Annotated in this window: 26 protein-coding genes and 2 pseudogenes; 15 read left to right on the plus strand and 13 right to left on the minus strand. The window is 69.2% G+C overall.

Annotated elements, in window-relative coordinates:
* From A5696_RS28055 to A5696_RS20280, 3 genes and pseudogenes are all read right to left on the minus strand, one after another.
* Positions 1-300 (minus strand): annotated as a pseudogene (locus A5696_RS28055) (hypothetical protein); the annotation flags it as partial.
* A gap of 212 nt (positions 301-512) precedes the next feature.
* Positions 513-2,801: an isocitrate lyase ICL2 gene (gene aceA / locus A5696_RS20275; RefSeq protein ID WP_067882802.1), complete on the minus strand. Its 2,289-nt coding sequence runs from the start codon at positions 2,799-2,801 to the stop codon at positions 513-515.
* 237 nt (positions 2,802-3,038) lie between these two features.
* Positions 3,039-3,773 carry an MBL fold metallo-hydrolase gene (locus tag A5696_RS20280; RefSeq protein WP_067882803.1) on the minus strand — a complete coding sequence of 245 codons (735 nt, stop codon included), beginning with the start codon at positions 3,771-3,773 and terminating at the stop codon, positions 3,039-3,041.
* Positions 3,774-3,856: 83 nt separating this feature from the next.
* Here A5696_RS20280 and A5696_RS20285 point away from each other — a divergent pair, with 83 nt between their 5' ends.
* From A5696_RS20285 to A5696_RS20300, 4 genes are read left to right on the plus strand one after another with little or no spacing between them, the layout of a single operon-like run.
* Positions 3,857-4,861, plus strand: coding sequence for a zinc-binding dehydrogenase (locus A5696_RS20285; RefSeq protein ID WP_067882804.1), 1,005 nt, complete (start codon positions 3,857-3,859; stop codon positions 4,859-4,861).
* A 44-nt stretch (positions 4,862-4,905) separates the two neighbouring features.
* Positions 4,906-5,349: an SRPBCC family protein gene (locus A5696_RS20290; RefSeq protein WP_067882805.1), complete on the plus strand. Its 444-nt coding sequence runs from the start codon at positions 4,906-4,908 to the stop codon at positions 5,347-5,349.
* A gap of 55 nt (positions 5,350-5,404) precedes the next feature.
* A complete protein-coding gene (locus tag A5696_RS20295) occupies positions 5,405-6,010 on the plus strand; it encodes a YbhB/YbcL family Raf kinase inhibitor-like protein (RefSeq protein WP_067882806.1) in 606 nt (201 codons plus the stop codon).
* Entirely contained in the window at positions 6,010-6,867 is an 858-nt protein-coding gene (locus A5696_RS20300) for a lipase family protein (protein WP_067882807.1), read from the plus strand. The genes A5696_RS20295 and A5696_RS20300 overlap by 1 nt, the downstream gene beginning before the upstream one ends.
* 11 nt (positions 6,868-6,878) lie before the next feature.
* Here A5696_RS20300 and A5696_RS20305 read toward each other — a convergent pair whose 3' ends face one another.
* Together A5696_RS20305 and A5696_RS20310 are read right to left on the minus strand one after the other, a co-directional pair.
* On the minus strand, positions 6,879-7,427 hold the full coding sequence (locus A5696_RS20305; RefSeq protein WP_067882808.1) for a TetR/AcrR family transcriptional regulator: 549 nt from the start codon (positions 7,425-7,427) through the stop codon (positions 6,879-6,881).
* Positions 7,424-7,771: a DUF962 domain-containing protein gene (locus A5696_RS20310; RefSeq protein WP_067882809.1), complete on the minus strand. Its 348-nt coding sequence runs from the start codon at positions 7,769-7,771 to the stop codon at positions 7,424-7,426. The genes A5696_RS20305 and A5696_RS20310 overlap by 4 nt, the downstream gene beginning before the upstream one ends.
* Positions 7,772-7,855: 84 nt before the next feature.
* Between A5696_RS20310 and A5696_RS20315 the strand changes: the two genes are divergently transcribed.
* Positions 7,856-8,671, plus strand: coding sequence for an alpha/beta fold hydrolase (locus tag A5696_RS20315; protein ID WP_067882810.1), 816 nt, complete (start codon positions 7,856-7,858; stop codon positions 8,669-8,671).
* Between the two features lie 8 nt (positions 8,672-8,679).
* On the opposite strand, the gene A5696_RS20320 is transcribed toward A5696_RS20315, so the two are convergent.
* The gene (locus A5696_RS20320; protein ID WP_067882811.1) at positions 8,680-9,543 is read right to left on the minus strand and encodes a LysR family transcriptional regulator; all 864 of its coding nucleotides are present in this window, start codon (positions 9,541-9,543) and stop codon (positions 8,680-8,682) included.
* A 92-nt stretch (positions 9,544-9,635) separates the two neighbouring features.
* Between A5696_RS20320 and A5696_RS20325 the strand changes: the two genes are divergently transcribed.
* Together A5696_RS20325 and A5696_RS20330 are read left to right on the plus strand one after the other, a co-directional pair.
* Positions 9,636-10,028: a tautomerase family protein gene (locus A5696_RS20325; RefSeq protein WP_067882812.1), complete on the plus strand. Its 393-nt coding sequence runs from the start codon at positions 9,636-9,638 to the stop codon at positions 10,026-10,028.
* On the plus strand, positions 10,025-10,996 hold the full coding sequence (locus A5696_RS20330; protein ID WP_067882813.1) for a nitronate monooxygenase family protein: 972 nt from the start codon (positions 10,025-10,027) through the stop codon (positions 10,994-10,996). Before A5696_RS20325 ends, A5696_RS20330 begins: the two co-directional genes overlap by 4 nt.
* On the opposite strand, the gene A5696_RS20335 is transcribed toward A5696_RS20330, so the two are convergent.
* From A5696_RS20335 to A5696_RS20345, 3 genes are read right to left on the minus strand one after another with little or no spacing between them, the layout of a single operon-like run.
* A complete protein-coding gene (locus A5696_RS20335; protein WP_067882826.1) occupies positions 10,982-11,695 on the minus strand; it encodes a hypothetical protein in 714 nt (237 codons plus the stop codon). The genes A5696_RS20330 and A5696_RS20335 overlap by 15 nt on opposite strands.
* A gap of 25 nt (positions 11,696-11,720) precedes the next feature.
* On the minus strand, positions 11,721-13,163 hold the full coding sequence (locus A5696_RS20340; protein ID WP_067882814.1) for a class I adenylate-forming enzyme family protein: 1,443 nt from the start codon (positions 13,161-13,163) through the stop codon (positions 11,721-11,723).
* Between the two features lie 8 nt (positions 13,164-13,171).
* Positions 13,172-13,888 carry a hypothetical protein gene (locus tag A5696_RS20345; protein ID WP_231964537.1) on the minus strand — a complete coding sequence of 239 codons (717 nt, stop codon included), beginning with the start codon at positions 13,886-13,888 and terminating at the stop codon, positions 13,172-13,174.
* 172 nt (positions 13,889-14,060) lie between these two features.
* On the opposite strand from A5696_RS20345, the gene A5696_RS20350 reads away from it, so the two are divergent.
* The 7 genes and pseudogenes from A5696_RS20350 to A5696_RS20380 all read left to right on the plus strand — a co-directional run bounded on the left by A5696_RS20350 (position 14,061) and on the right by A5696_RS20380 (position 19,249).
* Complete coding sequence (locus A5696_RS20350; RefSeq protein WP_067882816.1) at positions 14,061-14,543, plus strand: carboxymuconolactone decarboxylase family protein; 483 nt, start codon at positions 14,061-14,063, stop codon at positions 14,541-14,543.
* A 30-nt stretch (positions 14,544-14,573) separates the two neighbouring features.
* Positions 14,574-15,203, plus strand: a complete 630-nt coding sequence (locus tag A5696_RS20355; protein WP_067882817.1) for a nitroreductase family protein — start codon at positions 14,574-14,576, stop codon at positions 15,201-15,203.
* On the plus strand, positions 15,203-15,697 hold the full coding sequence (locus A5696_RS20360) for an SRPBCC family protein (RefSeq protein WP_067882818.1): 495 nt from the start codon (positions 15,203-15,205) through the stop codon (positions 15,695-15,697). Before A5696_RS20355 ends, A5696_RS20360 begins: the two co-directional genes overlap by 1 nt.
* A 558-nt stretch (positions 15,698-16,255) precedes the next feature.
* Positions 16,256-16,690: pseudogene (locus A5696_RS28475) on the plus strand (Fur family transcriptional regulator); the annotation flags it as partial.
* Between the two features lie 327 nt (positions 16,691-17,017).
* Complete coding sequence (locus A5696_RS20370; protein WP_067882819.1) at positions 17,018-17,470, plus strand: hypothetical protein; 453 nt, start codon at positions 17,018-17,020, stop codon at positions 17,468-17,470.
* Between the two features lie 16 nt (positions 17,471-17,486).
* Positions 17,487-18,470 carry an FAD-dependent oxidoreductase gene (locus A5696_RS20375; RefSeq protein ID WP_082956588.1) on the plus strand — a complete coding sequence of 328 codons (984 nt, stop codon included), beginning with the start codon at positions 17,487-17,489 and terminating at the stop codon, positions 18,468-18,470.
* On the plus strand, positions 18,467-19,249 hold the full coding sequence (locus A5696_RS20380; protein WP_067882820.1) for an enoyl-CoA hydratase/isomerase family protein: 783 nt from the start codon (positions 18,467-18,469) through the stop codon (positions 19,247-19,249). The genes A5696_RS20375 and A5696_RS20380 overlap by 4 nt, the downstream gene beginning before the upstream one ends.
* 13 nt (positions 19,250-19,262) lie before the next feature.
* On the opposite strand, the gene A5696_RS20385 is transcribed toward A5696_RS20380, so the two are convergent.
* Together A5696_RS20385 and A5696_RS20390 are read right to left on the minus strand one after the other, a co-directional pair.
* Positions 19,263-19,655, minus strand: coding sequence for a phage holin family protein (locus A5696_RS20385; RefSeq protein WP_067882821.1), 393 nt, complete (start codon positions 19,653-19,655; stop codon positions 19,263-19,265).
* Between the two features lie 22 nt (positions 19,656-19,677).
* Positions 19,678-20,745: an amidohydrolase family protein gene (locus A5696_RS20390; protein ID WP_067882822.1), complete on the minus strand. Its 1,068-nt coding sequence runs from the start codon at positions 20,743-20,745 to the stop codon at positions 19,678-19,680.
* Here A5696_RS20390 and A5696_RS20395 point away from each other — a divergent pair.
* Positions 20,735-22,072, plus strand: coding sequence for a sialate:H+ symport family MFS transporter (locus A5696_RS20395; protein ID WP_231964538.1), 1,338 nt, complete (start codon positions 20,735-20,737; stop codon positions 22,070-22,072). The genes A5696_RS20390 and A5696_RS20395 overlap by 11 nt on opposite strands.
* Positions 22,073-22,074: 2 nt before the next feature.
* Here the strand turns inward: A5696_RS20395 and A5696_RS20400 are convergent, their stop codons facing one another.
* Entirely contained in the window at positions 22,075-23,343 is a 1,269-nt protein-coding gene (locus tag A5696_RS20400) for a competence/damage-inducible protein A (RefSeq protein ID WP_067882824.1), read from the minus strand.
* 46 nt (positions 23,344-23,389) lie between these two features.
* On the minus strand, positions 23,390-23,605 hold a 216-nt coding region (locus tag A5696_RS28060; protein ID WP_197517034.1), incomplete at its 5' end, for a hypothetical protein.

Below are 23,605 nucleotides of genomic sequence, written 5' to 3' on the forward strand. Positions count from 1 at the left end.
GGTCGGGCCGCCCGGGACGCTGCCGCCCCCGCCGCCCGGTCCGCCGCCACCGGTCGGACCACCCGGGACGCCGCCGCCCCCGCCGCCGGTGCCACCGCCACCGCCCGGGCCGCCCGGGGCGCCGCCGCCTCCGCCGGGCGCCGTGGAGGGTGCGGGCGCCACGCTGGATGTGGTCGTGGTGGTCGATGGTGTGGTGGTGCTACTCGGGCCCTTGTTACCGCCGCCGCCGCACCCGACCGCCAACACGAGCATGGCCGCACCGCCGAAAAGCGCGACGGCATTCCTGGCTCCAGATCTCATCTGCTTCCCCACTCTCCACTCGCGCCACCCTTACGACGGTCCACTTCTCCGTACCCCGGCGCGCGCCGCCGCAAACGGCGCGCGACGCCGCCTTCGAAAATCGCCGGCTGCCTGCGGAACGGCGCGGAATATCCCTGGAAATGCCCTGGAAATGCCCGAAGCCGCCGGATCGCGGGCGATCCAGCGGCCGGGTGCGCAGGGGCGGGTGGGCCCTAATCTTCCTTGGTGATCAGCTTGCGGAGCGCCACGCGGTCGGGCGTCAGCAACTCGGCGATGCGCGGCTGGTTCACCTCCGCGACGATGATCTCGCCGACCTCCTGGTTGACCTCGCTGAAGATGCCGTGGGACTTCATCTTCGAGGTCTGATACAGGTTGTCCTCGGTCGGCGTGACGTAGTAGACCGCGTCGGCCTTGAAGCGGTGCACGAGCCACAGGTGGATCAGCGTCATCAGCCGCTTCTGCCGCAGCTTCTCGGCGAAGGTGTTCTGGTCGCGGACCGTGAGGATGCTGCGGCCGTGGCGATCCTTGATCGGGTCGAAGACGACGTTGGCCAGCTGCTCATCCCCGTTGCCGTAGATGCCCAGCACCAGCACGTCCGACCCGGCGCGCCGGGGCCGCAACTGCACGCGCAGCTTCTCGCCGAGTTGGTAGTGCTCGCTCCACAGCGCCAGCCATTCCTCGAGCAGCTTTTTCGGCACCTCGGTCTGCACGAGGTGCTGATGCTGGGTCGAGCCCTTGCCCATGGCCTTCGTGGTGGCCGTGCGGCCCGACGAAGCGGTCAGCGCCGCGTCGCTGCGGGGGCCGCCCACCAGGGTTTGCGGTGTGCGATAAGGCGATTCGACGAGCCGCATCTTGCGCTGCAGGCGCGCCAGCGCCAGCATGCCGTCCTGCCGCAGCGCGGTGGCGAACTCCTCGGCGGCGACGCCGTCGATCTGGTGTCCGCCGTAGGTGATGAAGTTGAAGACGAAGCCCATCTTGCCGAGCTCTTCGGGGAAGCGCTTCATCTCCTCGTCGGTCATGCCGGTGGTGTCCCAGTTGAACGACGGCGAGAGGTTGTAGGCCAGCATCTGCTCGGGGAACTCGGCGTGGATGGCCTCGGCGAACTGCCGGGCGTCGGCGAGGTCCGCGGTCTTGGTCTCCATCCAGAGGATGTCGGCGAACGGCGCTGCCGCCAGCGACTTGGCGATCGCATAGGGGATGCCGCCGCGGATCTGGTAATAGCCTTCCGGCGTCTTGGCCAGCTCGCAGTCCCAACCGGGATTGACACCCAATTCCTTGGCCTTCTCCCGGGCGGCGTAGAGCGACGCCCGCTGGGCGAACCGCCGCCATTCCTCGGGGGTCATGTCGACAGGCTCGCCCTCGCTCTCGCCGAAGGCCAGCACCTCCGCGACGGCCTCGCCGTAGGTCATCAGCCCGGCGTCGTCCTCCCAGGCGGCCACGAACCGCGACTCGACCTGGTCGAACAGGTCGTCGATCGAGTCCTTGCCGTTCTCCCGCCACGTGTTGACCGCGTCGGAGACCAGGCCCAGAATTCCTTGCCGCTCGAGCCACGCGTTGGCGAAGGCGTACTCGCCGTCGGCGAGCGCATACAGGAGGTGGCCGTTCAGCTCCTTGACGCCCAACTCGTAGAAGCGCCGCATCAGCGCCAGGAAGCAGCTCTTGTACGACGGGATGTTCAGGTTGGTGGCGCCGAGCAGGAACGGCTGGTCGCGCTCGTCGGCGCGGCTGTCGATCAGGTTGGCCGCCTCGGCGTCGGTGCGGGCGACGATGATGCCGGGGACCCGCATGACGTCGAGCTGGAAGCGCGCCGCGTTGAGGCGCTTGATCTGCTCGTCCGACGGCACCAGAACCTTGCCGCCCTGATGGCCGCACTTCTTGGTGCCCGGACGCTGGTCCTCGATGTGATAGCCCGGCACCCCGACCTCGACGAAGCGGCGGATCAGGTTGCGCACGTGCGGATCACCGCCGTGGCCCGTGTCGGCGTCGGCGATGATGAACGGGCGGAAGTCGTAGGCCGGCGTGGTGGCCCGCTTCTGTTCGCTCATCTGCAGCCGCTGGTACTGCTGATTGCGATCGGCCGTGAGCAGGGCGCGCACCAGCACCGCCGCATCGTCGGGCACCTGGCTCAACGGGTAGCTGGCCAGGTCGGGGCCGGGGTCCTCGGTCGTGGAGCCCTTCGCCGAGGTCGCCCAACCGCCGAGGTAGATGCCCTCGATGCCCATCCGCTTCATGCTCACCGCTTGACCGGGCGAATAGGGGCCGAACGTGGTGATGCTCTTCTTCGCCGCGAAGAGTTCGCGCAGCCGGTCATAGAAGGCCGCCGCGGCTTCGCGGGCCACGGTGTAGTCGGTGGGAATGGTGCCGCGTTGCTCCGCGACCTGGCGCGCCGTGTACAGGCGGGTGATCCCGGCGAATCGCGAACCATCGAAGTATCGCTGCGTAGCCTCGACGTCCTGCTCGAACGGCGTCCGGATCGCTGTGTCCGTTTCGATGATGGCCATGGGGTTACGCTCCTCTTCAGCAGGATTCCGCTGCAGGGAGTTTATCCCCGCAGGCGGCGGTCGAATCAGGGGTCAATGGTCCCGAGTCGAAACTGTTGCCGCGCCGTACCCCGCCGCTCTGGGTCCGGCCGTGTGCGCCGTCCCGTCGGCAAAAGGCGTGGTGGCGTTGGCGATCGAGCCACCGGTGTCGGCGAATCGAGGGGGTTTCGATCCCGCTACGCCCGCTTCGAGTCAGCGTCACCGACCCTGACGCCCTCGCCGCGGGCTGCCGCCGGCGCGCAACCAGTCCCGCTGCCGGCGGACGAATCCCGCGTCGACGGCGCTCCCGTGCCCGGGAACGTAGACGGCGTGCTCTCCGCCCATGGCCAGCATCCGATCCAGCGTGGCCGGCCAGGCCGCCACATCGGAGTCGGCGTCGACGGCCGGGTCCCCGGATTCCTCGACCAGGTCACCGGTGAACACCACGACCGGACCGTCGCCGTCGTCGGTCTCGTTCGCGACGACCACCAGATCCGACGCGGTGTGGCCGCGGCCCGGATGGGCCACCCGCACCGTGCGGCCCCCGAGGTCGACGACGGCGTCGTGGACGCGGTGCCGCGGGGGGCGCAGGGCCGCGATCGCCCGGTCGATCTCGGCCGGGTCCGCGCCGTAGCTCAGCGCGTCGGCGCGAAGCTCGTCGGTCGCCGACGACAGGCAGTCGACCACCTCGGGCGCGCAGTACACGTCGGCGTCACCGAACGCCGAGGACCCCAAGACATGGTCAAAGTGCTTGTGCGTCAACACAACATGCGTCACCGGGCGTCCCGCGATCCGGCGGGCGTCGGCGGCGATGGCGGCCGCTTCGACGAGGGTGGTGCCGGTGTCGACGAGCAACGCCCCGGCACGCCCGCACACCAGCCCGATCGTGACGTCGCAGAACGGCAGGCGGCAGCGATGCACGCCGGCGGCTAACCGCTCCCAAGCGAAGTGCACAACCAGGACGGTAGCCGCGCCGGCAACGCGGCGCCGCGACGTGTGGGGAAGAATTCGGGCCTGAGCGGTCGAGGAGGAACACGATGCGCGCAGTCGTCATCACCAAGCACGGCGACCCGTCGGTGTTGCAGGTCCAGCAGCGCCCCGACCCGTTGCCGCCGGGCCCCGGCCAGCTGCGGGTCGCGGTGCGGGCCGCCGGGGTGAACTTCGCCGACCACCTCGCCCGCGTCGGCATGTACCCCGACGCGCCGAAGCTTCCGGCAGTGGTCGGCTACGAGGTCGCCGGGACCGTCGAGGCCGTCGGCGACGGCGTCGACGCCGGCCGGCTGGGCGAGCGGGTGCTGGCGGGCACGCGATTCGGTGGGTACGCCGAGATCGTCAACGTCGCGGCGAGCGATTCGGTGCGGCTGCCCGATTCGTTGAGCTTCGAGCAGGGCGCGGCCATTCCCGTCAACTACGCGACGGCCTGGGCCGCGCTGCACGGCTACGGGTCGCTGCGCGCCGGCGAGCGCGTGCTGGTGCACGCCGCCGCCGGCGGCGTCGGCATCGCCGCGGTCCAATTTGCCAAGGCGGCGGGCGCCGAGGTGCACGGCACCGCCTCGCCCGGCAAGCATCCGAGGCTGGCCGAGCTGGGCGTGGACCGGGCGATCGACTACCGCCGCGACGGCTGGTGGCACGGCCTGGCCCCGTATGACCTGGTGCTCGACGCGCTGGGCGGCACGTCGCTGCGCCGCTCCTACGCCCTGCTGCGCCCCGGCGGACGGCTTGTGGGATACGGGGTTTCGGCGCTGCAGCACGGCGAGAAGCGCTCGCTGCGCACGGCGGCGCCGCAGGCGCTCGCGATGCTGCGCGGGTTCAACCTGCTCGACCAGCTCTCGGAGTCGAAGGCCGTGATCGGCCTCAACATGCTGCGGCTGTGGGACGACCGCGGCACGCTCGAGCCCTGGATCACCCCCCTGGCCAAGGCGCTGTACGACGGCACCATCGCCCCCGTCGTGCACGCGGCGGTGCCGTTCGCCGAGGCGCCCGAGGCCCACCGCATCCTGGCGGCCCGGGAGAACGTCGGCAAGGTCGTCCTGGTCCCCTGAGTCTCCTGCGTTTTCAGCACCGCGACAGTGGTTATCTATCAGCCATGGCTATCACCGACACGCGCGAAGTCGTCATCGACGCGTCGCGCGACGAAATCATGGACGTGCTGTTCGACCTGGAGTCGTTGACCGAATGGTCCTCGGCCCACAAGAAGGTGGAAATCCTGGAGCGCGATGACGACGGCCATCCGAGCAAATCGCGGCAGACGGTGAAGATCGTCGGGGTCACCGACGAGCAGGTGCTCGACTACTCCGTTCACGACGACGGAGTGGGCTGGACGCTGGAGAGCTCCAAACAGCAACGCGCGCAGGAGGGCCGCTACACGCTGACGCCCGAAGGCGATTCCACCCGCGTCCGTTTCGAGCTGACCGTGGATCTCACCGTGCCCGTCCCGGGTTTCCTGGTCAAAAAGGGGGCGAAGGGGCTGATGGAAACGGCAACCGAGGGCCTGCGCAAGCGGGTGCTCGAAGTCAAGGCGGGCAAGTAGCTTCCGGAGCCACGCTCCCGGAGCGACACTGTCGTGTATGAAATCGACGCCCTGCATGGAATCGACAGTGCCGAGCACCCCGCACCGCATCGCAGCGATCGCGATCGGGCTGGCCGTCCTGCTGGCGCTGCCCGCCTGCGGCGATCCCGGCGGCAGCCGCACGGCTCCGCCGACGCCCAAGGTGACGACGCTCGGCCGGACCGTCGCTCAAGCGCCCGCCGACGGGCCGTTGGTGATCAGCAGCCCGGCGTTCGGCGACGGTGCGCCGATTCCGGTGCAATACACGTGCAAGGGGGCCAACGTGGCGCCGCCGTTGACGTGGTCGGCGCCGTTGGGGGCGGCGCTCGTGGTCGACGATCCCGACGCCCCGCGCGGGCCCTACGTGCACTGGCTGGTGGTCGGAATCCCTCCCGGCCCCGGCAGCACCGGGGACGGTCAGACCCCCGCCGGCGCGAGCAGCCTGCCGAACTCGGCCGGCCAGGCCGGCTACAGCGGGCCGTGCCCGCCCGCGGGCACAGGGGTGCACCACTACCGGTTCACCCTCTACGAGCTCCCGGCCACCTACCAGCTCCCCCCGGGACTCGCCGGGCCGCAAGCGGCGCAGGCGCTAGCGCAGGCGGCTTCGGGACGCGCGCAGTTCACCGGCACGTTCGGGTCCTGATGCCTTCGGCGCAGCCGACGTTCGACGTCGCGGAGGCAATCCAATTCGGCCAGCTCGTCAACGCCACCTATGCCACGTCGCCGGGCGATCTGACGAACAAGGCCGGCCAGCCCCTGAGCGCCGGCGGCGTCGACTACACGGTGGTCACGACGATCTACGCCAACGACCTGGCGACAGACATGAACCCGGGGCGGGCCGACGACGACGTGTCCATCGGGCTGATCTGCCAGGACGGCAAGACCGGCGACGTGGCGATCGCGATCCGCGGCACCGAGGGAATGCTGGAGTGGATGCACGACGCCGAATTTCTCCAGGTGCCGTGCCCGTTCCTGGCCGGCGCCGGCCATACCGAAGACGGCTTCACCGACATGTACGAATCGCTGCGGACCGCCGCCGCGCCCGATGCGCCGGCGGTGGTCAAGGCATTCGCGGGGCTTCCGTTCCCGCGGCCGGTCGGCTCGGTGACGGTCGGCGGGCACAGCCTCGGCGGCGCGCTCGCGACGCTGCTGGCCCTCGACATGGCGGCGAACACCACCTACACCGACCCGGCCGTGTACACCTACGGCAGCCCGCGCACCGGGGATTCGCTGTTTGCCAGCACCTATGACCAGGTGGTCAAGAACTCGTGGCGCATCGCCAACCGCCTGGACGTCATCCCCGCGTTGCCGCCCCCCGTCGACTACGAGCACGTGCTGACGCGGTACGACCTGAACCCGATTCGGCTGGTGCCGCTTCCACCGAAGGTGTTGGTGAAATACTCCGTGCTATGCGAGCATTCGCTCGCGACCTACCTGTACCTGCTGTCGCTGCGATCCGGCGGCACGGTACTTCCCCTCGAACCGGCCTGCACACCGTAACCGGCCCGGTGCTAGCCGGCAGGTGTTCGGGTCGCCAGCCGGAGCAACCCGCGCCGCAGTTGTTTGTCGCGTTTGCCTGCGGCGAGCTCGATCAGGGCGATCTCCGCCACCGCCGCGACGAGCAGCACCGCGACCGGTTCCGGCGGCGCCCACCCGAGCGCGGCCAGGTCGGGCAGTATCAGGGTGGCCGACCTGTCGTTGCGGGCGGCGACCAAATCGGTCAGCCCGGCCTCGGTGCGCGACTGGACCAGCAGTGCCTTGGTGGCGGGCTCGGCCAGGCAGCCGTCGAGATAGGCGTCCATCCCGGCCTCGAGCCGGTCGCGGCCGGGCGGAAGCTCGCCCATCGCCGCGGTGATCGACTCCTGCAGGTCGTCATGGAACCGGGCGTGCAGCGCCCGCACGTATTCGGACCGGCTGGGCCAATGCTGGTAGAAGCTGCCTTTGGCCATTCCGGCCTCGGCGACGATCGCGTTGACCGAGATCCTGGCGAGGTCCGCCGATCCCAGCAGCCGCTGTCCGGCGTCCAGCAGCGCGTTGCGTCCGGGCTCGGGCGGTCTCACGGGCGCCTCCGCGGTCCAGCGGCCTTGCGCCGGCTGCGGCGCGCCAGCAGTTCGCCGTACTGCTCGCAGACGTGGATCACCCCGGTGAGTTGGTAGGTGATCCAGCCCTTGTGCGTCGAGGGCAGGTTCTTCTCGAACACCCGGTGGCCGACGATCTGCATCGCCCATCCTCCGACGAACATCGCGGCGCCGACTTTGGGCTTGGCGAGCAGCAGCGGCATGCCGGCCGCGATGATCGGCGTGCCGATGAGATGGGTTGCCCTGATCCCCTTGGAGGTGTGTTGGGTGCGGTAGTACGCCATCTTGTCGGCGAATGGCGCTTCGGGCGGCGGGGCTGTTGGCATCTCGATCGCCTCCTTGTCACGGCGGTGCCATGGCTGTAGCGTAGCCCATGACCGACCAGTCGGTCAATCCAGAGAGGGACCCGCATGACGACCATCCAGACCCGGGCCGGACGCGTTGCCTATCGCGAATCAGGCAGTGGCCCAACCGTTTTGTTGCTGCATGCCACACTGCATGACCGGCATGACTTCGACCCCATCGTCGAGACGCTGGCCACGAACTACCGCACCATCGCGGTGGACTGGCCCGGCCACGGCGAGTCCGATCCGATCGCCTCCCCCACGGAACCCGGCGCACCGCTCTTCGCCGACGTGCTCGAAGATGTCGTCGACGGCCTGGGCCTGTCCCGGATGGTGTTGATCGGAAATTCAGTCGGCGGGTTCGCGGCCGCTCGACTGGCGATCAATCGCCCCGAGTCAGTGGCGGGCCTGATCCTGGTCAACACAGGCGGTTTCGTGCCGTTGAATCCACTGGTCCGGGGGTTTTGCCGGGCGCTCGGCACCCCGGCGGTGTTCCGCCGGGCCGCTCCCCTGTTCGTCCGCGGCTACATGAAAGCCCGCACCGACCACGACCGGCGAATCGTCGAGCGCGCCACGGCTGTGGCCAAAACGCCGGAGGGCATCCGGACGGGAGCGGCGCTGTGGCGAAGCTTCGCCACACCCGCGCACGACCTCCGCGGCCGCGCCGGTGAGCTGTCCGCGCCGACCCTCGTCGTGTGGGGCGAGAAGGACATCGCCATCCCGCTGAGCGCCGGGCGCGCGACCCGTGCAGCCATCAGCGGTTCGCGGCTCGAGACCTTCGACACCGGGCATGTGGTGTTCTCGTCCGATCCCGACGGCTTTCTGGCCGTTGTCGAGCCGTTCCTGCAATCGGTCACTCTCGGCGCAGCGGGGAAGCCGTGAGCGGACGTTCACGGGGCACTTCGCACCGCCGCCTCGACGAAGCGGCGTAGCACGGCGTTGCGGGCGCGCGGCAGAAACGCCAGCGACACCGGGCTTTCGGGCGCTCGGCGCAGCGTGATGAACCGCACGCCGGGGTGAATGTTGCGCCGGACGGCGACGTCGGGAATGACGCCGATGCCGCGATCGGCCGCGACCGACTCGATCCACTCGTCGAAATTCGTTGTCTCGACGATGATTTCCGGACCTTCACCGGCGGGCCAGGACCACGGGCCGGTGGTGCCGCTGGCGGTGTTGACCACCAATGGCCACCGCGGCACCTCGGCCCAGTCCAGTTCCGTCCGCTCGGCCAGGGCCGAGTGCACCGAACACACTGCCACCCTCGACTCGTTGAACAGGGGGACGACGCGCACCGCGCTCGACGCGATGTGCCCGCGCACCACCGCGACGTCGACCTTGCCCTGGCGCACCGCAGCGAGCGCGTCGTCGGCCCGGATCAAGGTGACGGTCGTCCCGGTGGCGCGCTCGAAGCGGGCGACGGTGTCCTGCGCCCACGGATCGGGCAACAACCAACTGAACCCCAGGCGGATCCCGGCCTGCCGCCGCACGGCGCCGAACCCGCGTTCCAGCTCGGCGAGCGCCCGCTCCACGTACTCGAGGAACGCCCGTCCGGCCTGCGTCGTCTCCACGTGCCGCGAGCTGCGATCGAGCAGCGACACTCCCAGCGCGTCTTCCAACTGCTGGATGGTGCGGCTCAGGGCCGGCTGCGTGATGCTGAGTTCGGCTGCGGCCCTGGTGAATGACTTGAGCCGCGCCACCGCCTCGAAGACCCGGAGGTGACGCAACTCGACCCGGCCGCTGTCCAACCCGCCCATGCCGGACAAGCATAGATCGACGGCAACAGGCATTTCACAGTCGATCCCCCCGGACCTAACGTCGAAGCAGGACACCGACCCGAGGAGAAGAAATGCCGTTGCTGTATATCGACGTCGTCGAGGGCCGCGCGCCGTCGGAGGTTCGGGCGCTGCTGGATGCCGTGCACGAGGCGGTGGTCGAAGCGTTCGCGGTGCCACCGCGCGACCGCTACCAGGTGGTGCACACCCACCCCGCCCACGAGGTCGTCGCGTGGGACACCGGTCTGGGCATCACCCGCTCGGCCCGGCAGGTGATCGTGCGCGTGGTCAGCCGGCGCCGCACGCGGGCCATGAAGGAGAAGTTCTATGAGCTGCTGGCGCTTCGGCTGGCCGAGCGGTGCGGAATCGACCCGGCCGACTTGATCGTCTCGATCACCGAAAACGGCGACGAGGATTGGTCGTTCGGCCACGGCCGGGCGCAGTTCCTCACGGGAGAGCTGATATGAGCCTGACCACCCGCCTCACCGAATTCCTCGGCATCGAGCATCCCATCCTGCTCGCGCCGATGGCGGGGGTCTCCGGGGGCCGGCTGGCGGCGGCGGTGACATCGGCCGGCGGACTCGGCCTGATCGGCGGCGGTTACGGCGACAAGGACTGGCTGGAGGGGGAATTCGACCGGGCCGCGCCGACAAGGGTGGGATGCGGATTCATCACCTGGAGCCTGGCCCGGACGCCCGAGTTGCTCGACGCGGCCCTGGGGCGGCGCCCGGCCACGATCATGTTGTCGTTCGGCGAGCTGCGACCGTTCGCCGATCGCATCCGCGCCGCCGGGGTTCCGCTCACCGCCCAGGTGCAGAACCTCGAGCACGCGCGACAGGCCCTGGACGCCGGCGCGGAGATCATCGTGGCTCAGGGCGGCGAGGCGGGCGGCCACGGCATGACCGCCCGGTCGACGTTCACGCTGGTGCCCGACGTGGTCGACCTCGTCGCCGACCGGTCGCCCCAGACTTTGGTGGTGGCCGCGGGCGGAGTCGCCGACGGCCGGGGCCTGGCCGCGGCGCTGGCGCTCGGCGCCGACGGCGCGCTCGTGGGGACCCGGTTCTGGGCGACCCCGGAGGCCTCGGTGTCGCCGCGGGCACAGCAGCGCGCCGTAGGCGCCAGCGGGGACGAAACCGTTCGCACCCGGGTCTACGACGTTGTGCGGCGGTTGGATTGGCCCGCCGAATACACGGTGCGGGCGCTGGGCAACCCCTTCCTCGAATCCTGGCACGGCCACGAAGACGAGTTGGCGGCGGTGCTGCCCGACGCGGTTAAGTCGTTCGAAAGAGCAACCGCTGCAGAGGATTTCGACGCGGCGGCCATCATCATCGGCGAGGCGGTGGGGCTTGTTCGCGATGTCAGCCCGGCCGCCGATGTCGTCGCCGACATGGTCGGCGAGGCCGCCAAGATACTGAACCGCTCAGTACAGGGGTGACCAGTCCGACGTCCGCAGCAGCCGGCTTTGCCACTGGTCGCGAAACTTCAGGGCCTCGAACATGTAGCTGCCCGGCGCCCGGTGCTCGGCCGGCACCTCCTTGGTGAGCAGATGGACGAGGGCCGCATAGTTGTTGGAATCGTCGATCTTCTGCCACAGCATGGCTTCTCGGCGACGGTAGCTGCCGTGGGCCACCTGGAAGCACGCCTGGATGTCGAGGATCCGCATCCGGGCGGGTGCCTGGGACAGCGGCCGGTAGTAGATCTCGTCCCAGGAGCGGATGTAGTCGTCCAAGGGCGCGTAGGGCCAGCCGGTGTCCTCCATGAACATGGTCAGCGGGTGGGTCTGGCCGGTGGTGGGCACGCTCGCCAGGTCGACGGTCTGCAGCGGTGACCATGCGACCGGCAGCAGCAGCTTGCCGGTCACCTCGTGGCGCAGGTTGTCCAGCTCACGCATCCATGGCCGGAGGTCCCCACTCTGGGCCCGGCGGGCGAGGCTTTCCCAGGCCGCGCCGTCGCTGATCCCGGTGATGGTGACGACGTTGTAGGACGCCCCGCTGCCATGGGCGTGGTTCGTGTACCAGAGCAACCGCGCGTTGTCCTGTTCGGCAAGCGTGGGCATCCAGCCGTCGCGGTAGGCGGCCTCGAATTCGTCCTGCCGCGCGCCGACCACCTTGTGGGTCTCGTGAAGAAACAGCACTGGCACTCCTGTCTCGGGCGCCCGCTCAGCTCTCACGCACGATGAGCTCGGCGAGCTGACGGCGGCTGACCTTGCCGGTCGCGTTGTAGGGGATCTGGTCGACGATCGCGAGGCGCTCGGGCAGCTTGAAGTAGGCGATCAATGCGCGGCAGTGCGACCGCAACTGCTCGAGAGTCACCGGGGCGCAGGCGACTACGGCCGCCCCGACCCGTTGGCCGAGCTCCTCGTCGGGGACACCCGCGACCGCGACGTCGCTCACCGCCGGATGGGAACGCAACGCCTCTTCGACCTCGACCGGCCCGAACTTCTCTCCACCACGGTTGATCGTGTCACTCAGCCGGCCGGACGGGAAGATGTAGCCGTCGGCGTCTTGACGGGCGAGATCCCCGGTGCGCAGCCAGCCTTCGGTCACGTTCTGGGTGGTATTCACCCACAGCTCGCCCACCGTTCCGCGCGCGACGTCGTCGCCGGTGGCGGGGTCGACCACCCGCACCTCGACCCCGGGCAGCGGACGGCCGACCGAACCGGCCCGCGCGGGGTCGCGATGGTCGTCGGGCAGCAGGGTGGTGTACGCGCCCAGCGTTTCGGTCTGGCCGAACACGTTGGCGAACGCGACGTGCGGCAATGCCTCCATCGCCCTGCGCACCAAGGGGATCGGTGCGGCGGCGGCCCCGTAGGCGATGGCGACCAAGGACGACAGGTCGGTCCGGGCGAAGTCCGGGTGGTCGAGGATGCGCTGCAGCATCGTCGGCACCATGAAGGTGGTCGCCACCCGGTGCTTCGAGACCAGCCGCAGCCACTCCCCGGCGTCGAAGCGCGGCTGCACCACCGAGGTGTTGCCCGAGTACAGACCGCCGAGCGTGCCCAGCGCGCCGCCGACGTGGAAGAAGGGGACGCACATCATCCCCATCGCGGGTTTCGTCCCCGGCCGGAACGGCGCCGCCATACCTTTGATCCGCGCGCTGAGCTGCCGGCCGGAGATGCCGACGGCCTTGGGCAATCCCGTTGTGCCGCTGGTGAACAGGACCAGGGCGTCCCGGTCGGCGGCGTCATCGGCCGGCGGTGCCGGCTCGGGGGACTCGCCGGGGAGGTCGAAATCCGTCAGCACGGTCGGCGTCCCCGCGTCGCGCAGCCGCGCCACGTAGGGCTCCCCCGCGACCGCAACGTCGGCGCAGCCGGCGTTGGCCAGCAGCCCCTGCAACTCGGGCGGCGTCAACGCGGGATTCATCAGCGCGGCGGCGGCGCCGATGCGCGCCGCGCCGAGCACCGTCGCCACCGACAGCAGGCTTCCGTTGTCGACGACCGCGACGCGCCGGCCGGCGACCACCCCGTGAGCGGCCAGGGCGGCGGCGCACCGCCGCACCGCCACCGCCAGGTCGCCGTAACTGATCGAGCGGCCGTCGATGATGAGCGCGGTCCGGGCCGGGTCGCCGGTGGCGGCCGCATCGAGGATGGTCCCGGTGTTCACTCGCGGGCCTAATACAAGGGTGACCACGCGGACGTGCGCAGCAGCCGGCTGGTCCACTGATCGCGCAGATCCAGGGCGTCGTGCATCCACGTGCCCGGCGCGCGGTATTCGGACGGAATGTGGGTGCGCAGCAGTTCGAGCAGTTGCTCCGGCCGTTTGATCCGCTGCATCAGGATGACCTCACGGCGCAGATGGCTGCCCAGCGCGGGCTGGAAGGCCGCCTCGATCGTGAGCATCGAGGACGGCCGCTCCAGGCTGCGGGCGTAGACGTCGCCGCAGCGGTCGATGTATTCCTCGAACTTGTCCTGGTAGGGCCACATGGTGTCTTCCATGTAGAGCGTCAGCTCATGCTCGCGACCGTCGGTGGGCACCTCGTCGAACGACACTTCCTGCAGCGGGGACCATGGCAGCGGCACCAACAGCTTGGCCTCGACCTCGTGACGGAGTTCGTCGAGGCCGCGAATCCACTTCTGCAGGTCGCCCTGCTGCACCCGCAGCGCAAGGCGTTCCCAGGCCGCCCCGTCCGTGATCGCGGTGATGGTGACGACGGTGTAGGCCGGCCCGCTGCCTTGCGCGTGATCGGCGTACCACAGCAGCCGGGCGTCGTCGCCGGCGGCGAGCAGGGGCATCCAGCCATCGCGAAACGCGGCCTCGAAGTCATCCTCGGCGCGGCCGCGCACCTTGTGTACCTCGTGCATGAACAGCACGCCGAGACCTCCAGACACGGGACGTTCGCCCGATGTACGCCCTCGATCAACGGACCGTAGCCCGACCAGATTCTCGGGGCGGCGCCGGGTCTGCATCGGCGGATCGCACGCGTGCGCCGACCTAGACAGCCGAGTTGAGAATCTGGTTTGCTCGACACGGTAACGATCTTCACCGGGCAGGAGTTCACGGATGGCCCGACTCGATGTGCCGGATGGTCCCGGCGGCGAAGCCGCCATGATCTGGACGCTGCGGCCGCAGCTCGGCGGCATGGTAGAGCGGATGATCCGGGGCGCGTACGAGCAGAGCATTCTGCCCGCCGAGGAGCGTGAGCTGGCGCGGATGCGCATCGCCCAGATCAACGACTGCGTCGCCTGCTCGGATTTCCGCGCCCAGTCGGTGCTGGACGCGGGCCTCGCCCCGGAGTTGTACGACAACGTCGCCGACTACGCCGGCTATCCGGGCTACACGCCGCGTCAGCGGCTTGCCATCGAGTTCGCCGAACGCTTCGCCAACGACCACGCGTCGATGGACGACGCGTTCTTCGAACGCCTGGGCCGGGCGTTCTCCGACGAGGAGATCCTCGATCTGACGCTGTGCGTGGCGGTGTTCCTCGGCCTGGGGCGCTCGTTGGCGGTGCTCGGTGTCGATCAATCCTGCGCAATCGACCTTTGATCGGGCTCGACCAACAACAGTAAGGATCCGATGGACATCGCCTCGGTCGATGAATTGCTGACCACCACCCGATCGGTGCGCAAACGCCTCGACCTGAACCGGCCGGTCGGCCGCGAGGTGATCCTCGAGTGCATCCGGCTTGCCATGCAGGCGCCCACGGCAAGCAACGCTCAGGACTGGCGCTGGCTGGTGATCACCGACGCCGACAAGCGCGCCGCGATCGCCGATGTCTATCGCGGCGTCGGCGCCGACTATCTGGCGCACGCGGCCAAGGAGGCTTCCGACCCGCAGACCCGCCGCGTGTACGCCGGGGCGCTGGCGCTGACCGAGACGCTGGCCCGGGTTCCCGTGCACGTCATCCCCTGCCTGGCCAACCGCATCGACAACTCCAGCCTGCTCACGGCGGCGTCGGCCTGGGCGTCGATCATCCCGGCCGGCTGGAGCTTTCTGCTCGCCCTGCGGTCCCGCGGACTGGGGTCGGTGTGGACGACGATGCACCTGGCCCGGGAGAAAGAGGTGGCCGAGTTGCTCGGGATCCCGGCCACCGTCACCCAGGCCGCGCTGTTCCCGGTCGCCTACACCATCGGCACCGACTTCCGGCCGACCAGGCGCCCGCCCGCGGAGACCATCACCTTCTGGGATACCTGGGGAGCGAGCTGATGCAGTCCTACACCGTGCGATTCCACGTCGACGCGCCCCCGAGGAAGGTGTGGCGGGTGCTTCATCCGCCGGTTCCGCCGAACGCGCCGCGGCCGCGGGTGCTCACCTGGCCGACCGGCAGCATGGAGATCCTCAACGAGGGCAACGAGGCCGGCGAGGGCCTGGTCCGCACCTGCGTCTTCCCGGTGCCCAAGTACCTGTTGAGCGGTGGCCGGGCGCGCTCCTGGGAGACCGTGACCGAGGCGGAGCTCAACAAGCTGTCCCGATATGTTGCGGTCGGGGCGCCGTTGTGGTCCCGCGCCGAGGGCTACCACCGGCTCGAGGAGCAGCCCGACGGGACGACCGTGCTGACGTTCCACGAGACCTACCACGCCTACAACCCGGTGCTGCGCTTCTTCCTCGAGCGTCGGGTGCACTCGAAAATCTCGCGGGACAATCTCAAGACCTACGAGCACGCGCTGGGCTACGCCGGCACAGTGCGCCGGCTGGCCTGAATCACCTTCGGCTGCAGCAATTTTCGGCACACGCGGCCGCGTGTCGCCGCACATGTCGGGCTTTCGTGCATCGTGGCGGTATGGGCGATGAAACGAGACGTGCGATGTGACCGCCGGTCAGCAAGGGGCTTCGGCGAGTGTGGGCCCACGGTCGGGGGCATCGCGTTCCCGGCGTCTTCGACAACCCTCGCGGCACACAACCGGTGCGGGGCGCGCGGGCGGCGGCCGACGGGGCCCGATCGTCTCAGCGGACCGCTTAAACTTAACCCGTAAACGAACTTCAGCAGTACATGGAGCGAAAATCGCTTTGCTCCGCCGGTGGCGCCCTTCGGACCGGACCCAACGTTTGGTTAACGGCAGGGGTCACAGCTCTCAAAACGTGTCGCGCTTTTGTCGAAAATCCACCACAAGGGGACGAAGGACCCTAATCTTGGCTGCGCTGTGAAAATACCGTTTCCATAACGCCCTACCAGGCGCGGTCACGCCGAACGGGTTTCGCGGTACGAGGGAAAGGTCAACGTCTTGATCAGTTCCAGAAAAGACATCCGTCTAGTGCAGATGCCGTCAATGGCGCGTTATGCCGAACGGCTTCGCTCGGCGGACCTGAGGGTGACCCGCCCGCGGATCGCGGTGCTGCATTCCGTGCACCTGAATCCGCATGCCGACACCGAATCCATCATCGGAGCCGTGCGCGCATGTCTGCCCGACGTTTCGCGGCAGGCCGTGTACGACATCCTGCACGCGATGACCGACGTGGGTCTGCTGCGACGGGTTCAGCCCCCGGGCTCGGTTGCGCGCTACGAGACCCGAGTGGGCGACAACCACCATCACATGGTCTGCCGGAGTTGCGGGGCCATCGCAGACGTCGACTGCGCCATCGGCGCGGCACCCTGCCTGACCGTTTCGGAGACCTTCGGCTTCCAACTCGACGGGGCCGAGGTCATTTACTGGGGCCAGTGCCCGGGCTGCTCGACATCGGACGAGTCGGAAGCCACCCAGGATGCAGCCGCCGCAAACCCGCCCGCGGCCGAGCTGCTCCGGCCCGGCCACAGCCACCCGCTGCTGGCCGACGGACCCCCGCTGCCGACGCCCACACCCACACCGGCACCGGTGGAATGGGTCGCCGCGACGACGACCACCGCCAACATCCCGATCAACACCCCGTTGAAGCCGTCGGGAGTCGGGACCGGTGGTGTGGCGACCAACGCCACATCGGCCACGCTCAGCGAGCACCTTCCCCAGCTTCCGCGCTGAGCGGCCCGCGCCGGTGGCTCGTCGATGTGGACCAGTCAGCCGCCCGCGCCGGTAGGCTGTCTTTCCATGAGGTTCAAGTCGGCAGCGCCCGTCTGCGCACTGCTGGTGGCGGCGTGGGCGGTGTCGGCTTCTGTTGCCGTGGCCGGCGCCGATCCCGAGCCGACGCCGCCGCCCGGACCGAAGACGGCGATCGACCACGACGGCACCTACGCGGTGGGCACCGACATCGCGCCGGGCATCTACAGCTCGGCGGGGCCCGTCGGTGACGGCACCTGCTACTGGAAGCGGCTGGGTAACCCCGACGGCAACCTGGTCGACAACGCCCTGAGCAAGAAGCCACAGGTCGTGCAGATCGATCCGACCGACAAATCGTTCAAGACATCGGGCTGCCAGCCCTGGCAGCTGACACCCGACGCCGCACTGCCCCCCACTGCGCCGCCGGCCGGTGTGCAAGGCACTCTCGGCATCCTCAACGGGCTGCTCGGCGGCCAGAACGGCCAGCAACCCCCCCATTCCTGACGGGAGCTTGCTGCCATTGGCAACAGACTCGGGTGACCCGCAGCAGATCGTCGTCATCGGCGCCGGCGTCAGCGGTCTGACGTCGGCCGTGTGCCTGGCAGAGGCGGGCTGGCCCGTGCGGGTGTGGGCGGCCGCGATGCCGCAAGCGACGACTTCGGTGGTGGCCGGAGCGGTTTGGGCGCCGCCTCGACCCGCCGAACGCGCCGCCGCGACCCTGGATTGGGCCGCGCATTCCCTGCGGGTGTTCCGCGAACTGGCCGACGACCCGGACACCGGGGTTCGCCTGGCTCCGGCGCTGGCCGTCGGGGAATTCATCGCGGCCGAGGCGGCCTCGCCCGCGGCCCGGCTGATCCCGGACCTGCGGCCGGCCGATCCGGGCGATGTCCCACACGGCTTCGGTGCCGGGTTTCGCGCCAGCATGCCGATGATCGACATGCCGCACTACCTCGACTACCTGACCCGGCGGCTGGCCGGGGCCGGCTGCGAGATCGAGCCGCGCGAGGTCCGGTCGCTGGCCGAGGCCGCCGAGGCCGCACCGATCGTCGTCAACTGCGCCGGGTTGCGCGCGGGAGCGCTGGCGGGCGACGACACCGTGCGGCCGGTGTTCGGCCAGCACGTCATCCTGGCCAATCCCGGTGTGCGGCAACTGTTTATCGAATTGACCCAGGGCCCGGAATGGACCTGCTTCTTCCCGCACCCGCAGCGGGTGGTGTGCGGCGGCGTCAGCATTCCCGGCCGCTGGGACACGACCCCGGATCCCGAGGTGACCGAGCGCATCCTCGGGCATTGCCGACAGGTCGAGCCGCGGCTGCGCGACGCCGAACTGATCGAGGTGATCACCGGGCTGCGCCCCGACCGGCCGGCGGTGCGGGTGCAGGCCGAGCCGGTGGGGCGGTCGCGCTGCGTTCACAACTACGGGCACGGCGGCAACGGCGTCACCCTGTCGTGGGGTTGCGCGCGCGACGTGGTGCGCCTGGTGACTCACCCGGAGCCGCGGTGAGCATCGACTACGCGCTGGAGGCGCACGTCGCCACCATCACGATCAACCGTCCCGGGACGCGCAACTCGCTGGACATGGAGCACTTCCGCGATCTGGCCCACGCCTGGGCGGCGTTCCGCGACGACGATCGCGCCTGGGTCGCGGTGATCACCGGCGTCGGCCGGGACTTCTGCACGGGCGCGGACCTGAAGAAATTCATCCCCGAGCTCACCGGCGACCTGCCCAGGCCGGAGGGCTGGAACAAGGACGACGCCATTCACGCCGTCCTGCACCGGTTCCCGGTGTACAAGCCGATCGTCGCGGCTGTCAACGGCACCTGCGTCGCGGGCGGCTTCGAGATGCTGACCTCCACCGACGTACGCGTCGCCGTGCCCGACGCGCGCTTCGCGGTGATGGAGCCGAAGCGCGGCCTGTTCGCCGGCGGCGGGAGCACCGTGCGGCTGCCCCGTCAGATGCCCTACCCGCTCGCGATGGAGCTGCTGCTGACGGCCGACATGGTGGACGCGGAGCGCGCGCTGGCCATGGGGCTGATCAACCGGGTGGTTCCCGCGGACCGGCTGCTGGACACGGCCTACGACTACGCCGAGCGCATCGCGGCCAACGCGCCGCTCGCGGTCTTCGCGACCAAGCAGTCAGCCGTCGAGGGCTTGGCGCTCGACCTCGAGTCGGCCTACGACAACGAAACGCGGCACAGCGACCGGGTTTTCGAGACCGAGGACGCCAAGGAGGGTCCGCGCGCCTTCGCCGAGAAGCGACCACCGCGCTGGCAGGGCCGCTGAAGATTCAGGCGCCTCAGGCGCGGGTGACGTCACGGATCACCAGCGACAGCACCCAGCTCACGATCGACAACAGGATGGCGGCCCAGATCGCCGTCCACCAGAAATGGTCGATCTGCAGTCCCCAGTGCGTGGTGTGCGCGGTGATCCAGGCGGTGATCCACAACATCAACGCGTTGATCACGATGTGGATGAGCCCGAGGGTGAGGACGTACAGCGGGATCGACAGGATCTGGACGACCGGCTTGATGAACGCGTTGACCAGACCGAAGATCACGGCGACGACGAAGATGATGCCGATCGTCTGCAACGTGGTGCTGCCGCCGACAAACCTCATGCCGTGCATGAAGAGGGTGACGATCCACATGGCAATGCCGGTCAGCGCTGCGCGCAGCAGAAAAGGGCCCATGCGAAAGATCCTGCCACCCGGCTCAGTTCAGGTTGTAGAAGCGCTGCGCGTTGAGCCCGCCGATTTTTTCGCGCGCCTCCTCACTGATGTCCGCGCGGGTGCGCAGGTGCTTGGTGCTCTCCGGCCATTCGCCGTCCCAGTGCGGGTAATCGCTGGCGAACATGATGAAGTCGTCGCCGAGCACGTCGATGACGCCGGGCAGGATCGGCTCCTCCGGCTCGCAGGTGACGAAGATGTTGCCCGCCGCCAGATACTCGTGCGGATCGCGCCGCCAGCCGCGCTCGACCCAGTCCCCCCGCTTCTCGTAGTGCTCGTGCAGGCGATCGATGAAGAACGGTACCCAGCCCGCGCCCGCCTCGAGAAAGGCGACCCGCAACCGCGGATGGCGCTCGAAGACGCCGCCGGAGACCATCGCGGTCATCGCCGTCATCTGGTCGAACGGGAAGCTGATGCAGTGCACCTGGATGTAGTTGGTGAAGCGGTCCACACCGATCTTGGGCAGGTGAATGCCGGGGGCGCCGTGGATGCCCAGCGGCATCTGCAGCTCGACGGCGGCGGCGTAGAACGGATCGAGGTCCGGGTGGTCGAGGTTGCGGGTCTTGAGCGCGGGCGGCACCAGGGTGGCCACCAGCCCGAGCTCCTTGGCCTCGGTCATGACGTCGATGGCCGCCTGACCGTGCTCGATCGGGGTCACGGCGACCCCGCGCAACCGGCCCCCGGACGAGGCGCAGTAGTCCGCGATCCACTGGTTGTAGAGGCGCGAGAATCCCGCGGCGAACTCGGGATCTTCGAGGCTCGGCGCGCACAGCCCCATGCTCGGATACAGCACCATCGTGTCGATGTGATCGCGGTCGGCGTCGCCCAGCACGCCCTCGGGTGAGCGGCAGTTGATGTCGGGCGCCTTGCTGATCCCGTGCTCGGGCGGACAACCCGCGCCGGGCCCCTGGTCTTCGGGGTAGTTGCGGCCCTCCAGCGTCAGCCGCAGCCGCCCGTCGGTGCTGGGCTTGACGTGGTCGGGCCAGCGCTTGATCGCTTCGACCGCCAGCGAGGAGTTCTCGGCGACGTGTCCGTCGGCGTCGATGATTCGCATGTATCGCGAACTTACTCTCGCGCAATGGCAACTGGTACTGCACGATGCTCAAGTGACCACACAAAGTCCTCGGAAGAAGTTGACCGCCGATCAGCGGAACTCCTTCGTCGCGGCCTTGCTGGGCTGGACGATGGACGCCTTCGATTACTTCATCGTGGTGCTGGTGTACGCCGACATCGCGAAGACGTTCCACATCAGCAAGGCCGAGGTCGCGTTTGTCACCACCGCAACCCTGATCATGCGTCCGGTCGGCGCGCTGCTGTTCGGGCTGTGGGCCGACCGCGTCGGCCGGCGACTGCCGCTGATGGTCGACGTGATGTTCTACTCCGTCGTCGGTTTCCTGTGCGCGTTCGCGCCCAACTTCACCGTGCTGGTGATCCTGCGGCTCCTGTACGGCATCGGCATGGGCGGCGAGTGGGGGCTGGGCGCCGCGCTGGCGATGGAAAAGGTTCCCGTCGAGCGACGCGGGTTCTTCTCCGGGCTGCTGCAGGAGGGCTACGCCTTCGGCTATCTGCTGGCGAGCGTGGCCTCGCTGGTGGTGATGAATTGGCTCGGGTTGTCGTGGCGGTGGTTGTTCGGGCTGAGCATCATCCCGGCCTTGATCAGCCTGATCATCCGCTACCGGGTGGAGGAGTCAGAGGTCTGGGAGGCCGCGCAGGACCGAATGAAACTGACCAGCACCAGGATTCGCGACGTGCTGCGCGACGCCGCAATCATCCGCCGTTTCATCTACCTGGTGTTGCTGATGACGGCGTTCAACTGGATGAGCCACGGGACGCAGGACGTCTATCCCACGTTCTTGGGGGCGACCACCAATCATGGCGCGGGGCTGTCCAGCGTGACCGTCAAGTGGATCGTGATCGTCTACAACGTCGGTGCGATCATCGGCGGGCTGGTCTTCGGTTCGCTGTCGCAGCGGTTCGGACGCCGCCACACCATCATCTTCTGCGCGTTGCTGGGCCTGCCGATCGTGCCGCTGTTCGCCTACTCGCACAGCGCGGCGATGCTCTGCCTCGGCTCGTTTCTGATGCAGGTCTGTGTGCAGGGCGCGTGGGGGGTGATCCCCGCTCATCTGACCGAGATGTCGCCGGACGCCATCCGCGGCCTCTACCCCGGCGTGACCTACCAGCTCGGAAACCTGCTGGCCGCCTTCAACTTGCCGATTCAGGAACGTCTGGCCGAGACGCACGGCTACCCCTTCGCGCTGGCGGCGACGATCGTGCCAGTGCTGATCGCGGTGGCGTTCCTGACGCTGATCGGTAAGGACGCCACGGGGATTCGCTTCGGTACCGCCGAAAGCGCTTTCCTGCCAACGGAAATGACGTGACTTCAGTCGGTGTCGGTGAGCATGCGCCGCAGCAGGTGCATCGCCACCGTCGTCGACCGCTCCCGGACGTCGGATCGGTTGCCCGGTAGCCGCAACGTCCGCGTGGCTGTCCGGCCGTCCGCGAGCATCACGGTGAAACAGACTGTGCCCACCGGCTTTTCCGGCGTGCCCCCGCCCGGACCGGCGATCCCGGTGATCGCGACCGCGGTGTCGGCCCCGAAGCGCTTCAACGCCCCGGCGGCCATCGCCTCGGCCACCGGCTCGGACACCGCGCCGCGCGCCTCGATCCGCGGCGGGTCGACGCCCAGCAGTTGCGTCTTGGCCTCGTTGGAATAGGACACCACGCCCCCGGCCACATACTCCGACGAGCCGGGCCGGTCGGTCAGCCGGGCCGCCAGCAGGCCGGCCGTGCAGGACTCCGCCGTCGCGATCCAGCGGCCGGTGAGCAACGTCGCGACCACATCATCGACCCTCGAGCCGTCTTCGGAGTAGATCTGCTGACCGTGCTTGTCGCGCAGCAACCGGGTCAGCCGCGCATACACGTCGGCGGCGTCCGGCTCGTAGCGCGTGACCATTTCGACCTCGCCGCGCCGCAGGCAGGTGGTGATCTCCAGGTCGCCGAAACCGGGTATGGACGCCTCAGCCTCGCGCAACGTCTCGGCCAGCCCCGACTCGGGCAGCCCGAACATCCGAATCGTGTTCTGTCGGTAGGTCGTGCGGCCCGCGATCGCTTCCTGCGCCGCGGGGGTCTCGATGGCCTTGTGCCACATCGGCTGGAGCTCGCGCGGCGGACCCGGAAGCACGATCACCGCCGGCTTGCCGGGCACCACCACGCCCGGCGCGGTGCCCACCGGGTCGAGCACCTGCGCTCCGGCCGGGATCATCGCCTGTTTGCGGTTGGCGGCGCGCACCGCATCGAAATTTCCCTGATCGAAGTGCGCCATCAGCTTTTTGAGGATGTTCGCGATCTTGTTCTCGACCTCGGTGTCGAGCACGAGGTCGCGGTCGCAGAAGCGGGCCACCACCTCGACGGTCATGTCGTCGGCCGTCGGCCCCAGGCCGCCGCTGGTGACGATCAGGTCCACGCCCTGCTCGGCCATGAAACGCAGCTGCGCCTCGATGTCGGCCGGCCGGTCGCCGCAGATGGTGATGTGCGCCAGCTCCACGCCCAGTTCCAGCAGGCGATCGGCGATCCAGGGCCCGTTGGCGTCTTGGACCCGTCCGGTGAGGACCTCGGTCCCGGTGACGACGATGCCTGCGCGTGAGCTCACCGGGACGAGCCTAATGCCGCGGGTGGGCGTCGCGTGCGCCTGATCGTCAGTCGTCAGCCGCCGGGCTGACCGGGTTCACCGGGTTGGCCGGGTTGGCCGGGTTGGCCGGGTTGGCCGCCGGGGCCCGGCGCGCCGCCGGCCCCGCCCTCGCCGCCCGCGCCGGGCTGACCGCCGGGACCGGGTGCCCCGCCCATGCCTCCCGCGCCACCCCGGCCGCCGTCACCACCGCGGCCACCGCCACCCGCCCGGCCGCCGTCACCAC

The organism is Mycobacterium sp. E2699, from assembly GCF_001666745.1.
Lineage (GTDB): Bacteria > Actinomycetota > Actinomycetes > Mycobacteriales > Mycobacteriaceae > Mycobacterium.